Source organism: Hoeflea marina (assembly GCF_003182275.1).
GTDB lineage: Bacteria > Pseudomonadota > Alphaproteobacteria > Rhizobiales > Rhizobiaceae > Hoeflea > Hoeflea marina.
The window spans coordinates 313,779-326,297 of the sequence record NZ_QGTR01000005.1; the positions used below are offsets into that span (position 1 = coordinate 313,779).

At 66.5% G+C, this 12,519-nt stretch carries 13 protein-coding genes; 8 read left to right on the plus strand and 5 right to left on the minus strand.

The window, feature by feature from the left end; translation table 11 throughout:
- Positions 1–3 precede the first annotated feature (3 nt).
- Genes odhB through DFR52_RS19785 form a run of 5 tightly spaced genes read left to right on the plus strand, consistent with a single transcriptional unit; the run spans position 4 to position 4,439 of the window.
- Positions 4–1,242: a 2-oxoglutarate dehydrogenase complex dihydrolipoyllysine-residue succinyltransferase gene (odhB, locus tag DFR52_RS19765; protein WP_110033738.1), complete on the plus strand. Its 1,239-nt coding sequence runs from the start codon at positions 4–6 to the stop codon at positions 1,240–1,242.
- 8 nt (positions 1,243–1,250) lie between these two features.
- Complete coding sequence (locus DFR52_RS19770) at positions 1,251–1,757, plus strand: hypothetical protein (RefSeq protein WP_110033739.1); 507 nt, start codon at positions 1,251–1,253, stop codon at positions 1,755–1,757.
- On the plus strand, positions 1,754–2,506 hold the full coding sequence (locus tag DFR52_RS19775) for an SDR family oxidoreductase (RefSeq protein WP_110033740.1): 753 nt from the start codon (positions 1,754–1,756) through the stop codon (positions 2,504–2,506). Before DFR52_RS19770 ends, DFR52_RS19775 begins: the two co-directional genes overlap by 4 nt.
- Before the next feature lie 30 nt (positions 2,507–2,536).
- On the plus strand, positions 2,537–3,943 hold the full coding sequence (gene lpdA / locus DFR52_RS19780; protein ID WP_110033741.1) for a dihydrolipoyl dehydrogenase: 1,407 nt from the start codon (positions 2,537–2,539) through the stop codon (positions 3,941–3,943).
- Between the two features lie 28 nt (positions 3,944–3,971).
- Positions 3,972–4,439 (plus strand): DUF2867 domain-containing protein, encoded by a 468-nt coding sequence (locus DFR52_RS19785; protein WP_110033742.1) that lies wholly within the window; start codon positions 3,972–3,974, stop codon positions 4,437–4,439.
- 118 nt (positions 4,440–4,557) lie between these two features.
- Here DFR52_RS19785 and DFR52_RS19790 read toward each other — a convergent pair whose 3' ends face one another.
- The 3 genes from DFR52_RS19790 to DFR52_RS19800 all read right to left on the minus strand — a co-directional run bounded on the left by DFR52_RS19790 (position 4,558) and on the right by DFR52_RS19800 (position 7,163).
- Positions 4,558–4,938 (minus strand): hypothetical protein, encoded by a 381-nt coding sequence (locus DFR52_RS19790; protein ID WP_110033743.1) that lies wholly within the window; start codon positions 4,936–4,938, stop codon positions 4,558–4,560.
- 86 nt (positions 4,939–5,024) lie between these two features.
- Positions 5,025–6,116: a TraB/GumN family protein gene (locus DFR52_RS19795; protein ID WP_110033744.1), complete on the minus strand. Its 1,092-nt coding sequence runs from the start codon at positions 6,114–6,116 to the stop codon at positions 5,025–5,027.
- Positions 6,117–6,227: 111 nt separating this feature from the next.
- Positions 6,228–7,163 (minus strand): tyrosine recombinase XerC, encoded by a 936-nt coding sequence (locus tag DFR52_RS19800; protein ID WP_245415408.1) that lies wholly within the window; start codon positions 7,161–7,163, stop codon positions 6,228–6,230.
- A gap of 150 nt (positions 7,164–7,313) precedes the next feature.
- Between DFR52_RS19800 and DFR52_RS19805 the strand changes: the two genes are divergently transcribed.
- Entirely contained in the window at positions 7,314–8,240 is a 927-nt protein-coding gene (locus tag DFR52_RS19805; RefSeq protein ID WP_110033746.1) for a GNAT family N-acetyltransferase, read from the plus strand.
- A gap of 36 nt (positions 8,241–8,276) precedes the next feature.
- Here the strand turns inward: DFR52_RS19805 and fsa are convergent, their stop codons facing one another.
- Positions 8,277–8,930: a fructose-6-phosphate aldolase gene (gene fsa / locus DFR52_RS19810; RefSeq protein ID WP_110033747.1), complete on the minus strand. Its 654-nt coding sequence runs from the start codon at positions 8,928–8,930 to the stop codon at positions 8,277–8,279.
- Between the two features lie 96 nt (positions 8,931–9,026).
- On the opposite strand from fsa, the gene DFR52_RS19815 reads away from it, so the two are divergent.
- Positions 9,027–11,243 carry a primosomal protein N' gene (locus DFR52_RS19815; protein WP_110033748.1) on the plus strand — a complete coding sequence of 739 codons (2,217 nt, stop codon included), beginning with the start codon at positions 9,027–9,029 and terminating at the stop codon, positions 11,241–11,243.
- On the opposite strand, the gene DFR52_RS19820 is transcribed toward DFR52_RS19815, so the two are convergent.
- Positions 11,244–11,510: a DUF2061 domain-containing protein gene (locus DFR52_RS19820; RefSeq protein WP_110033749.1), complete on the minus strand. Its 267-nt coding sequence runs from the start codon at positions 11,508–11,510 to the stop codon at positions 11,244–11,246.
- A gap of 133 nt (positions 11,511–11,643) precedes the next feature.
- Here DFR52_RS19820 and DFR52_RS19825 point away from each other — a divergent pair, with 133 nt between their 5' ends.
- On the plus strand, positions 11,644–12,492 hold the full coding sequence (locus DFR52_RS19825; protein ID WP_110033750.1) for a helix-turn-helix domain-containing protein: 849 nt from the start codon (positions 11,644–11,646) through the stop codon (positions 12,490–12,492).
- The last annotated feature ends 27 nt before the right edge of the window (positions 12,493–12,519 follow it).

Here is a 12,519-nt window from a genome sequence, read left to right on the forward strand (position 1 = left end):
ATCATGGCCACTGAAGTCCGCGTCCCAACACTGGGTGAATCCGTCAGCGAAGCCACCATCGGCACCTGGCTCAAGAAGGTCGGCGACACCGTCACGGTCGATGAGCCGCTGGTGGAACTGGAAACCGACAAGGTTTCAATCGAGGTCCCCTCGCCGGTCTCCGGCGTGCTGAGCGAGATCCTCGCCAAGGACGGCGAGACCGTCGAGGTCAACGCGCTGCTGGCGCAGATCACCGCCGGCGAAGGCGCAGCCACTGCCCCCGCCAAGGCAGAGGCCCCGGCCAAGGCCGCCGAGCCTGCCACCGCGGCCGCTCCGGCCAAGAGCGAGCCGGCTCAGCCCGCAGCCAAGGCGAGCTCCGACATGCCGGCCGCACCGGCGGCCCAGAAGATGATGGCCGAGAACAACGTCGCCGCCGACCAGGTGTCGGGCAGCGGCAAGCGTGGCCAGGTGCTCAAGGGTGACGTCATTGATGCGCTCAACAAGCCGGCCGCCGCCGCGGAGGCGCCGAAGGCGCCCCGTCCGGCCGCCAATGCCGACGACGCCTCGCGCGAGGAACGGGTGAAGATGACCCGCCTGCGCCAGACCATCGCCCGCCGCCTCAAGGAAGCCCAGACCACGGCTGCCATGCTCACCACCTACAACGAGGTCGACATGAGCGCGGTGATGGAGCTGCGCAAGAAGTACAAGGACATCTTCGAGAAGAAGCACGGCGTCAAGCTTGGCTTCATGGGCTTCTTCACCAAGGCCGTTACCCATGCGCTCAAGGAGATTCCGGCGGTCAATGCCGAGATCGACGGCACCGACATCGTCTACAAGAACTTCTGCCATGTCGGCGTCGCCGTCGGCACCGACAAGGGCCTTGTCGTGCCGGTGGTTCGCGATGCGGACCAGATGAGCATTGCCGAGATCGAGAAGGACATCGGCCGTCTCGGCCGCGCCGCGCGCGACGGTGAACTGTCGATGGCCGACATGCAGGGCGGCACCTTCACCATCTCCAATGGCGGCGTCTACGGCTCGCTGATGTCCTCGCCGATCCTCAATTCGCCGCAGTCGGGCATTCTCGGCATGCACAAGATCCAGGACCGGCCCGTCGCCATCGGCGGCCAGGTGGTGATCCGGCCGATGATGTATCTGGCGCTCAGCTATGATCACCGGATTGTCGACGGCAAGGACGCCGTCACCTTCCTGGTCCGGGTCAAGGAAAGCCTGGAAGATCCCGAACGCCTCGTTCTCGACCTCTGAGGCCGGCGATGTCAGCCTCCCGTCTCGTTGCGGCCTGTGCCGCCCTGCTGGCGGGAACCACGATTCCGGCGGGCGCCTGTCCACAGGCGCTGGCCAGCTACGCACAGGCCGGCAGCGGCGTGCTGCTGGGCTTTGACGGCGCCACCGCCGCTACCGACCCGATGGCGCATCGCTTTCACGTCGTCGTCAACGGCAGCGGCGTGCGCATGGACGGCGTGGTGATGACGGTCAGCGACCCCGTCCGGCCCTGGGGCATGGTCATGCACCAATGCCCGGAGGGCGACGTCACCGGCGCGGAGATCGAGGCCTGCACCGTCTGGGAAGGCGAGATGCGGACCGTCGATGCGTCGGGCGGCGAGGCTTTCCTGCCGCTTGCCGGCGGATCGGCGGCCGAGGCGGCGGACCTGTTGCGGCTTTCCGGATTCGGCGCCGCCCTGGCACGGTCGCCCGCCTGGGGCGGGACCGCCTCAGGCCCGCCGACGGACGATTTTCAGCTGAAGGGATGCCAGGAATGACCGGAGCGAAAGTCCTGCTTGTCACCGGCGGATCGCGCGGCATCGGCGCTGCGGTGTCGCTTGGAGCCGCGAGGGCCGGTTACCGGGTCGCGGTCAATTACGTCTCCAACCGCGCGGCGGCCGACAAGGTGGTCGACGCCATCGCGGCCGAGGGCGGCGAGGCCTTTGCGGTGCAGGGCGATGTCGGCTCGGTGGACGACATCGTCGCCATGTTCGAGGCGGTCGACGCCAGGTTCGGCCGGCTCGACGCGCTGGTCAACAATGCCGGCATCGTCGATGAACTGGCCCGGGTCGACGAGATCGGCGCCGCCCGGCTCGAGCGCATGTTCCGCATCAATGTCAGCGGCTCGTTCCTCTGCGCCGCCGAAGCGGTGCGCCGCATGTCGACGCGCCATGGTGGCCGGGGCGGCGTCATCGTCAATGTCTCCTCGGCGGCGGCACGGCTCGGCAGCGGCGGCTGGTATGTCGATTATGCCGCCTCGAAAGGTGCCATCGACACCTTTACCAAGGGACTGGCCATGGAAGTGGCCGCCGAGTCCATCCGCGTCAACGCGGTGCGGCCGGGAATCACCGACACCGAAATCCATGCCTCCGGCGGACAGCCGAACCGGATCGCCGAGGTGCGCGCTGCGCTGCCGATGGGCCGCGAGGGCAAGGCCGACGAGGTGGCCGACGGCATTCTCTTCCTGCTTTCCGACAGGGCGTCCTATGTGACGGGCGCCATTCTCGACATTACCGGCGGACGCTAGCTTCGCCGCACAACTCAAGAGGACCACACAATGGCTTATGATCTTGTCGTAATCGGCTCGGGACCCGGCGGATATGTCTGCGCCATCAAGGCGGCGCAGCTCGGTCTCAAGGTGGCGGTGGTCGAGAAGCGCGCGACGCTCGGCGGCACCTGCCTGAATATCGGCTGCATACCGTCCAAGGCGCTGCTGCATGCGTCCGAGGTGTTTCACCAGGCAGGACACACGATGGAGTCCCTCGGCGTCATCGTCAATCAGCCGAAGCTCGATCTCGGCAGGATGATGGGCCACAAGGATGCGGTGGTGAAGGCCAATGTCGACGGAGTCGCCTTTCTGTTCAAGAAGAACAAGATCGACAGCATCCTAGGCACAGGCAAGGTGCTGGGACAGGGCAAGGTATCGGTGACCGCCGAGGACGGCACGGTTTCCGAGGTGGAGGCCACCAGCATCGTCATCGCCACCGGCTCCGATGTGGCCGGCATTCCCGGCGTTGCCGTCGATATCGACGAGACGGTGATCGTCTCCTCGACGGGCGCGCTGGCGCTCGACAAGGTACCGGAAACCCTCGTGGTGGTCGGCGGTGGCGTCATCGGTCTCGAGCTCGGCTCGGTCTGGGCGCGGCTCGGCGCCAAGGTCACGGTGGTCGAGTATCTCGACACCATCCTCGGCGGCATGGACGGCGAGGTCGCCAAGCAGTTCCAGCGGATGCTCGCCAAGCAGGGCATGACGTTCAAGCTCGGGCAGAAGGTGACGGGGGTCGAGAAATCCGGCAAGGGCGCGGTGGTCAGCTTCGAACCGGTCAAGGGCGGAGACACCGAGCAGCTCAGCGCCGATGTCGTGCTGATCGCCACCGGCCGCAAGCCCTACACCGACGGTCTCGGGCTGGAGAATGCCGGCGTCGTCCTCGATGAACGCGGGCGGGTGCGCACCGACGGCCATTTCCAGACCAATGTCACCGGCATCTATGCCATCGGCGACGTCATTGTCGGCCCGATGCTGGCCCATAAGGCCGAGGACGAAGGGGTGGCGGTCGCAGAGATCCTCGCCGGCCAGGCGGGTCACGTCAATTATGACGTCATTCCCGGCGTCGTCTACACCCAGCCGGAAGTGGCCGCGGTCGGCAAGACCGAGGAAGAACTCAAGAAGGCGGGCATCGCCTACAAGGCGGGCAAGTTCCCCTTCACCGCCAATGCCCGGGCGCGCGCCATGCAGGTCACCGACGGCTTCGTCAAGGTGCTGGCGGACGCCGCCACAGACCGCGTGCTGGGTGTCCACATCATCGGCTTCGGTGCCGGCGAGCTGATCCACGAGGCGGCGGTGCTGATGGAATTCGGCGGCAGCTCCGAGGATCTCGGCCGGACCTGCCACGCCCATCCGACGATGTCGGAAGCAGTCAAGGAGGCGGCGCTGGCCACCTTCTTCAAGCCGATCCACATCTGAGCCCCTTGGGGATCGACGGGTCCCTCCGATGAGGGCGAAGCAAGTGCGCTTCGACCTGCCGCATCCGGCGCTGCCGGATGCGGATTGGGCCGATTGTTTCGAGATCACCGTGCCGCGCGCGATCACCGCCGGCGACGCGGCACGCCGGGCCTTCTCCCGCATGCCGGCCTGGGCGGGGGCGCTTATGGCCGTGCGGGACGCGCTCATGCGGCCATTCGGTCTCAAGGGTGCCGACGAGGCGACCCGCCACAGCGGCAAGACGGTGGGCTTCTTTCCGGTGCTTGAAGAATCAGAGAGCGAACTGGTGGCGGGATTCGACGACCGGCATCTGGATTTCCGGCTTTTCGTGCACGCCGTGCCGGTCGGCGCCGCCGGGACCCGCGTTCGGGTGGCGACGCTGGTCCGGCGCAACAACCGGCTAGGCCGGATCTATCTGGCCGTGATTTCGCCGTTCCACAAGCTGATCGTCGCTGCGGTCACGAGCCGCATCAGCTGATCAGCGACAGGCCGGGTCGGGTCTGTCCTGCTCACTGCATCTTGGTCACAACAAGAACCGCCGGCATCGCTGCCGGCGGTTCTTTCAGGTCTGAGTCTGAGCCGGGACTGCCCGGTGATCAGTTGGCGGGCGCGGGAGCGGCGGGCGCGGTCTCCGCAGGTGCCGTATCGGCCGGGGCAGCCGGGGCCGCCGCGTCGGGAGCGGCAGGGGCCGCATCGGGGGCCGGTGCCGCCGGAGTGGCAGGTTCGGCCGCCGGGGCCGGATTGACCTCGACATTGGTCTCGGTCGCTGGCGCCGTGGCATCCGTGGCCGTATCAGTTCCGCTGTTGAAGAAGAAGAGCGCCCCGATGCCCAGCAGCACCACGACAACGACCGCTGCGATCCAGCCGCCGGAGCCTGTGCTGGTGACCACGGTGGTCTCGCGCGTTGTGTCGGTGCCGCGGACCGGATCGACGGGCCGCTGGCCGGTCGGACGTTGCTGTTCGTTGAAATCGGTCATGTCGGTTCTCCTGATCATGTGTCCGCTGTAAACGCGGGGATCAGGCGATCGTTCCATGCAACAGGCTGTCGGGCATCCGGTTTCGGTCAGAGCGCCCGGGTGACCTGGTAACCCGCATTCTGCAGCAGCGACACAAGCCCCTCTTCGCCCGGCAGATGCAGCGCGCCCACCGCGATGAAGGCCGAGCCCTTGTCGAGGATCGGCGCGGCTCGCTCGGCCATGACGTGATTGCGCACCCGCACGATCCGTTCTTCGAAGGCGGCATAACCGGCGCTGTCGTCGTCGTCGCCTTCCGGCGATGCCGCCCGGACCAGCGGCATGATCAGCGAGATCTCGCCAGCCAGATACAGATCCGTCATCGTCGCCGAGACATCCGGCATCAGGTCGGCAAGCTTGATCGTCTCGACCAGGCCGCGGACGTGGAATTCGACCGGCAGGCTGGCCATGGCCGACAGCTGCTCGCCCATGGTTTCGAGGCCGAGCAACTGCTTGCCGTCCTCGGCCGCCTCGTCGGCGATCTTCTTGTCGAGAAAATCCTCGCCGGAGGAGCGCCGCGTCATCTCGCAATCGGACAGCGCCACAAGGCCCGCCACCATCCACGGCTTCAGCCGGGACACCAGCGCCAGCGGAATGCCGCGGCGCTTGAGTTCGTCCTCGACCAGTTTCAGGTCATCGCCCTTGAGAAGTGACTCGAGCGTCGTGCCGTCGGTGAACATGGTCAGTTCCGGCTGCGTCAGCAGTGCCGCCTGCGCCTTTGCGGGGTCCAGGATGTCGGTGGTCTCGATCACCAGCGTCCCGGCGCCGTCGAAGGCGGAGCGGGCGGCGGGCGGCATTTCGACCACGCGCGGGTCTGTGACATGCATCGTGCCGAACAGCCATGACGGCGCCAGGCCGGCCTTCTCCACCTTCCACAACCGACCATGACCGTTGGGGACCGCGTCGGCCTCGGCGACGGCGGCGGCATAGGCGCCCGGATTCTCCGCCGCCATCGTTGTCGCCAGGCTGATCCCACCGCAGCTTCCGGCGTCGCTGGCATGGGCGCGATTGAGCGCGCCGACAAGCCCGACGGCAAAGGCGATCAACACCAGCAGCGGAAAGCCGGCGGCGAGAATCATCGCGACGTCACGCAGTTGACGGGCAAGGGCGCGAAGGCGCGAAGCGGCGGAAGCCTGGGTCATTTGACGTCGAATCTCCGGATCAGCTGTCCGACAATAGTCCGCTTAGCGTCCGCGAAGGGTTAAGCGGACGCCGTTTCAGGCGACATGGTTACCAAATCGTTTCGGCCGAATTCAGGCGCGCGGATGGGCGCGATCATAGATGTCGAGCAGCCGCTTGCTGTCGATGCCCGTGTAGACCTGCGTGGTCGAGAGACTGGCGTGGCCCAGCAGTTCCTGGATGGTGCGCAGATCGCCGCCGCCGGCAAGCAGATGCGTTGCGAAGGAATGCCTGAGCGCATGCGGCGTCGCCGTCTCGGGCAGGTCGAGGGCCGAACGCAGCACCCGCATGTCCTTCTGGATGATGGCTGCCTGAAGCACGCCGCCGCGCGCGCCGCGGAACATCGGTTCGGAGGCGGCCGGACGGAACGGACACAGCTTGAGATACTCCTGGATTGCCTCGCCTGCGACCGCCAGCAGCGGCACCACACGGGTCTTTCCGCCCTTGCCGGTCACCCTGAGCGCCTGCGTGCCCACCGGCACGTCCTGGCGGCTCAACGACAGCGCTTCCGAGATGCGCAGGCCACAGGCGTAAAGCAGCGTCAGCACCGCCACGTTGCGCGCGGCGATCCACGGCTCTTCCGACATCTGCAGATCCGGATCCACCACCCTGAGCGCGTCGGACGCCGTCAGCGGCCGGGGCAGGGATTTCGGTTGTTTGGGCGTGCGCATGGTGGTTATTCCAGCCGCATTGGCCAGCCCCGCCTTTTCCAGATGCCGCAGGAAGGAGCGGATGCCGGCCATGCCGCGGCCGAGCGTGCGCGCGCCCGCGCCGCCGCGGCGCCGCTCCGCCAGGAAGGCGCGCAGGTCCAGCGGCTTCAGATCGGCCAGATCCGACAGACCGGGGGCGCCGCCGAGATGGGCGGTGAGAAATACCAGGAACTGGCGCAGGTCGCGTTCATAGGCCTCGCTGGTATTGCCGGCCAGCCGCCGCTCTTTTTCCAGCTGCTTCAACCAGCGGTCGCGCTCGGCGGCGACGTCGGATTGACATATGACCAGCAGTGACTCCACAATATGCTCCTTGGCATCTCGGCGGGATGAACCTTTGGGGGAGTTTGGCATTTCAGGATTAGGGTCAGGTAAACGGAACCGGACGGCACTTCTCGTCACGCTAATTTCACAATCGATTGCGATAGATCCCGGACAGCCAAGGGGACGCACATGAACAGTCGACCATCGCAGTCAGCCCTGATCGCCGGCAAGATCACACTGCTGTCGCGGGGTCGGCCGGGCCACATTGTCGATCAGCTGATCACCGAGAGAGGCGAGAAGCTGGTGCGGCATCCCGCCTGGCCGCTGCTGCGGCCGTTTCTCTATCAGCTGTTCCATTACCGGCAGGCGCTGGAACTGGCCGACGAACTGGCCGGCCTCTCCGGCTTCGAGGCCTTCGCGCATCTCAGCCGCCTGCTGGATCTTGACATCTCCAGCCGCCACCTTGAGCGCATCCCCGCAAGCGGCGGCTTTCTCCTGGTGGCCAACCATCCCACCGGCATCGCCGACGGCGTGGCCGTCTTCGACCTGCTCAAGGCTGTGCGTCCGGACATGATGTTCTTTGCCAATCGCGACGCGGTCCGTGTCAACCCGCGATTCTCGGAGATGATCGTTCCCGTCGAATGGCGACCGGAGCACAAGAGCCGCGGCAAGGCGCGGGAAACGCTGGAGTTGACCCAGCGCGCCATGCAGGACGGCAAGGCCACGGTGCTGTTTCCGTCCGGCCGAATCGCCTTCTGGAACGAGGGCCGTCTCACCGAGCGGCCCTGGAAGATCTCCGCCGTCAGCCTGGCCCGCAAGCACGGGCTGACCATCGTGCCTGTGCACATGACGGCCCGCAATTCAGGCCTATTCTACTGGCTCTCGAAGCACTCGACCGAACTGCGCGACATGACGGTGTTTCACGAGCTTCTCAACAAGAAGCGAAAGACCTTCAGCTTCACCATCGGCCATCCCATTCCCGCGGAGGCGCTGGACGGAGACATGGCCGAGGTCACCAGGGCGCTGGAGCGGCATACAGTCCACCGGCTTTGCGCCGATGCCGATGCCCGCTTCGAGCCGCTCGCCCGGAGTGATCAGGCGAAGCCTGCCGCCTGATCGGATTGCCGTAAGATGGTCGAATCCGGCTGTCGATCAGCCGATGGACTGGCCGGTCTTGGCCCAGTCGGCAAGGAACGTTTCCAGGCCCTTGTCGGTCAGCGGGTGCTTGACCAGCGCCTTGATGGTCGAGGCCGGCACGGTGGCCACATCGGCGCCGATCAGGGCTGCTTCCTTGACATGGTTGACGGTGCGGATCGAGGCGGCGAGGATCTCGGTCTCGAAGCCGTAGTTGTCGTAGATCTGGCGGATTTCGCGGATCAGGTCCATGCCGTCGATGCCGATGTCGTCGAGGCGGCCGATGAAGGGCGAGATGAAGGTGGCGCCGGCCTTGGCGGCGAGCAGCGCCTGGTTGGCGGAAAAGCACAGCGTCACATTGGTCTTGTGGCCGTCCATGCTCAGCGCCCGGCAGGCCTTCAGGCCATCGAGGGTGAGCGGCACCTTGATGCAGATGTTGTCGGCGATCTTGGCGAGCACGGCTGCTTCGCGCATGATCTCGTCATAGCTGGTGGCGGCCACTTCGGCGGAGACCGGGCCATCGACGATGCCGCAGATTTCCTTGGTCACTTCGAGAATGTTGCGGCCCGACTTCAGGATCAGCGACGGGTTGGTCGTCACGCCATCGATCAATCCGAGATCATTGAGTTCGCGAATTTCGTTGACATCGGCGGTATCGACAAAGAATTTCATTTTCGGCTCCCAGAATTCATAGGGCCGACCAGTGGGACGGTCCTGCGCGGACTTGCGGCTTTCATTTAAACGAAAGCACGGGCAAGGTCACCCCAAATGGACAGAGATTCGCGACAAAAATATGATCCGGTTCTATTCCCGGACTCGGACCTGAAAGCCGTGCCGGTGCTGGTGCCGATGCCGGTCGACCGGGCGTTTTCCTACGCGGTTCCCGAGGGCGAATCACTCGTCCCGGGCCAGATCGTGCAGGTGCCGCTCGGGCCCCGTCTGGTGGCCGGGGTGGTCTGGGATGGAGACACCGACAGGGTCGACCCGAGGAAGCTCAGGCCGATCGCCCGGATCTTCGATTGCCCGCCGCTCAACGAGCCGATGCGGCGATTCATCGACTGGGTTTCCGCATACACCCTGTCGCCGCCCGGTCTGGTGGCGCGGATGGCCTTGCGCGCTCCCGCCGCCTTCGATCCCGAGCCGCTCATCGAGGCCCTGCGGCTCGTCGGTGAAAAGCCCGAACGGATGACGGCGGCGCGGCAGCGCGTGCTCGACCACGCCGGCGACGGTCTGTACTGGACCCGCAGCGGGCTGGCCCATGCCGCGGGCGTGTCGCGCGGCGTGGTCGACGGACTTGCAACCCAGGGCTTGTTCGAGACGGTGATGCTGCCGCCGCCACCGGTGGTGGCCGCGCCCGATCCCGATTATGCGCCGACGCTGCTCGAGGACGGCCAGAAGGCTGCTGCCGACCTGCTTTCGGCGGAGGTGCAGGACGGCAAGTTCTGCGTCACCCTCCTCGACGGCATCACCGGCTCGGGCAAGACCGAGGTCTATTTCGAGGCGGTGGCCGAAGCGGTGCGCCGGGGCCGCCAGGTGCTGATCCTGCTGCCGGAAATCTCGCTGACGGTGGCCTTTCTCGACCGCTTCCAGGCCCGCTTCGGCGCCCGGCCGGCCGAATGGCATTCGGAGCTGGCGCCGCGCACCCGCGAAAAGGTCTGGCGCCAGACGGCCACCGGCGAGGTCAAGGTCGTTGCCGGTGCGCGCTCCGCCTTGTTTCTGCCGTTCGCCGATCTCGGCCTCATCGTTGTCGACGAGGAGCACGACCCGGCCTACAAACAGGAGGACCGGGTGTTCTACAACGCCCGCGACATGGCGGTGGTGCGCGCCCATATTGCCGGCATTCCGGTGGTGTTGGCCTCGGCGACGCCGTCGATCGAAAGCCGGGTCAACTGCGCCCAGGGCCGTTACGGCCATGTGGTGCTCTCGAGCCGCTATGCCGATGCCGGCCTGCCCGATCTCAAGCTGGTCGACATGCGGCGGCATCCGCCGGCACGCGGCGGCTTCCTCTCGCCGGTGCTGACCAAGGCGATCGGCGAGACGCTGAAACGCGGCGAGCAGTCGCTGCTGTTCCTCAACCGGCGCGGCTACGCGCCGCTGACGCTCTGCCGGGTTTGCGGCCACCGCTTCCAGTGTCCCGACTGCTCCAGCTGGCTGGTCGAGCATCGCTTTCGCGGCCAGCTGCAGTGCCACCATTGCGGCCATAATGAGCCGGTGCCGCAGGCCTGCCCGGAATGCGGCACGCTCGATCATCTCGTCGCCTGCGGCCCCGGCATCGAGCGCATCGCCGAGGAGGTGGACAAACATTTCCCCGACGCCCGCACCATCGTCCTGTCCTCGGACATGATCGGCGGCACCAGGCGGCTACGCATCGAACTCGAGGCGATCGCCAAGGGCGAGGCCGACATCGTCATCGGCACTCAGTTGGTGGCAAAGGGGCACAATTTTCCGATGATGACGCTGGTGGGCGTGGTCGACGCCGATCTGGGCCTGGCCAATGGCGACCCGCGCGCCGCTGAACGCACCTACCAGCTGCTCTCTCAGGTCACCGGCCGCGCCGGCCGCACCGGGCTCGAGAGCCACGGCCTGATCCAGACCTACCAGCCGCAGCATCCGGTGATGCAGGCGATCGTCTCGGGCGATCCGGAAACCTTCTACCAGCGCGAGACCGACGAGCGCCGGCGCGCCAGCCTGCCACCCTTCGGTCGACTGGCCTCCGTCATCGTGTCGGCGGCCACGCGGCCCGAAGCCGAGGGCCACGCCCGGGCGCTGCGCAACGCGGCGCCGACCGGGACGGCGATCATGGTGCTGGGTCCGGCGGAGGCGCCGCTGGCGCTGATTCGCGGCCGCCACCGCTTCCGGCTGCTGGTGCACGGCGTTCGCGGCAGCGACATGCAGGGCTTTCTCAAGCAGATGCTGCAGGCCGGACCGAAGCCGCGCGGCTCGCTGCAGGTGCAGCTCGACATCGATCCGCAGAGCTTTCTCTGATCAGCGGATCTCGGTGAGATGCGCGTCGGTCAGGCCCGGACCGCCGGGTCCGCCAGCACCGCGGTCACCGGGCCGGCCCCAGGCGATCCGGGCCCAGATCCGCTCGTGCAGGAAGAAGCAGACAAAGCCGATGGCTGCGGCCGAAAGGGCGAATGAGAAGGCGCCGGCGATCGATCCGCTCTGCAGCCAGGCCAGGCCGCTCATCGAGACGAGGCCGGAGAGTTGCCAGCTGGTCGCCTTGGCGATGGTTCTGGTCCGCGTTTCCATGGGGGCTCCTTTCGGACACAGAGATAGACCCCGCCTGACATCTTTGGAATTCGGAGAAAAAGCTGCAATAATGCCTCATTGTTTATAAAAACAAACAACTGTTGGATTTGGTGGATGATGTGATGGTTTCACGATGAACAAGGACCTGCGCGCCCGGCTGTTTCGGGACCGCATGGTGCAGCGGATGAAGGCTGCCGGCACCAGCCGCAGCGGGCTTGCCCGCGCCTGCGGGGTCGACCGCTCAACGATCAGCCAGATTCTGAATGGCGAGGACCTGCGGCTGCCCAATGCCCATCTGGCGGCGGAATTCGCGTCAGTGCTGGGCGTGAGCGCCGACTGGCTGCTCGGACTCTCCGAGCACAGCGCCACCGCCGCCGACGTGCTGGCCGCCTCGCTGCGCATCGCCGACGCCAGCCGGACTTCATCGGACGAGCAGTTGCGCGAGTGGCAGCAGGAGGCGGCCGGCCACAAGATCCGCTATGTGCCGGCGACGCTGCCGGATTTTCTCAAGACCGAGGCGGTGCTGGAATTCGAATACGCGGCCTTTCTCGACAAGACCCCGACCCAGGCGACCATTGCCGCCAGGGACACCGCGCAGTTTCTCGGCAGGCCCGGCTCCGACTACGAGATCTGTGTCCCCATCGAGATGGTGCGCTCGCTGGCGCGCGGCGAGGGCTACTGGACCGGCCTGCCGGAAGACGCCCGGCATCACCAGATCCGCACCATGGCCGAGAGCTGCGCCCGGCTCTACCCCTCGCTGCGCCTGTATCTCTATGACAGCCGCAAGCTCTACTCCGCGCCGGTGACGGTGTTCGGCCGGTTCCTGGCGGTGGTCTATGTCGGGCAGATCTTCCTGGTCTACCGCGACGTCCGGCAGGTCAGCGCACTGACCGGACATTTCGACGCCCTGGTGCGGGATTCGGAAGTGGACGCGCGCAGCGCCGCCTCCGTCATCCGCGGCTTCCTGCCCGGGCGCGGCTAGCCGCCGCCCGGCATTCAAGGATTGTTG

Excerpts from the sequence above, each read along its gene's own strand:
- odhB (WP_110033738.1), top strand. The coding sequence starts at position 4 with ATGGCCACTGAAGTCCGCGTCCCAACACTGGGTGAATCCGTCAGCGAA.
- DFR52_RS19770 (WP_110033739.1), top strand. The coding sequence starts at position 1,251 with ATGTCAGCCTCCCGTCTCGTTGCGGCCTGTGCCGCCCTGCTGGCGGGA.
- DFR52_RS19775 (WP_110033740.1), top strand. The coding sequence starts at position 1,754 with ATGACCGGAGCGAAAGTCCTGCTTGTCACCGGCGGATCGCGCGGCATC.
- lpdA (WP_110033741.1), top strand. The coding sequence starts at position 2,537 with ATGGCTTATGATCTTGTCGTAATCGGCTCGGGACCCGGCGGATATGTC.
- DFR52_RS19785 (WP_110033742.1), top strand. The coding sequence starts at position 3,972 with ATGAGGGCGAAGCAAGTGCGCTTCGACCTGCCGCATCCGGCGCTGCCG.
- DFR52_RS19790 (WP_110033743.1), bottom strand. The coding sequence starts at position 4,938 with ATGACCGATTTCAACGAACAGCAACGTCCGACCGGCCAGCGGCCCGTC.
- DFR52_RS19795 (WP_110033744.1), bottom strand. The coding sequence starts at position 6,116 with ATGACCCAGGCTTCCGCCGCTTCGCGCCTTCGCGCCCTTGCCCGTCAA.
- DFR52_RS19805 (WP_110033746.1), top strand. The coding sequence starts at position 7,314 with ATGAACAGTCGACCATCGCAGTCAGCCCTGATCGCCGGCAAGATCACA.
- fsa (WP_110033747.1), bottom strand. The coding sequence starts at position 8,930 with ATGAAATTCTTTGTCGATACCGCCGATGTCAACGAAATTCGCGAACTC.
- DFR52_RS19815 (WP_110033748.1), top strand. The coding sequence starts at position 9,027 with ATGGACAGAGATTCGCGACAAAAATATGATCCGGTTCTATTCCCGGAC.
- DFR52_RS19820 (WP_110033749.1), bottom strand. The coding sequence starts at position 11,510 with ATGGAAACGCGGACCAGAACCATCGCCAAGGCGACCAGCTGGCAACTC.
- DFR52_RS19825 (WP_110033750.1), top strand. The coding sequence starts at position 11,644 with ATGAACAAGGACCTGCGCGCCCGGCTGTTTCGGGACCGCATGGTGCAG.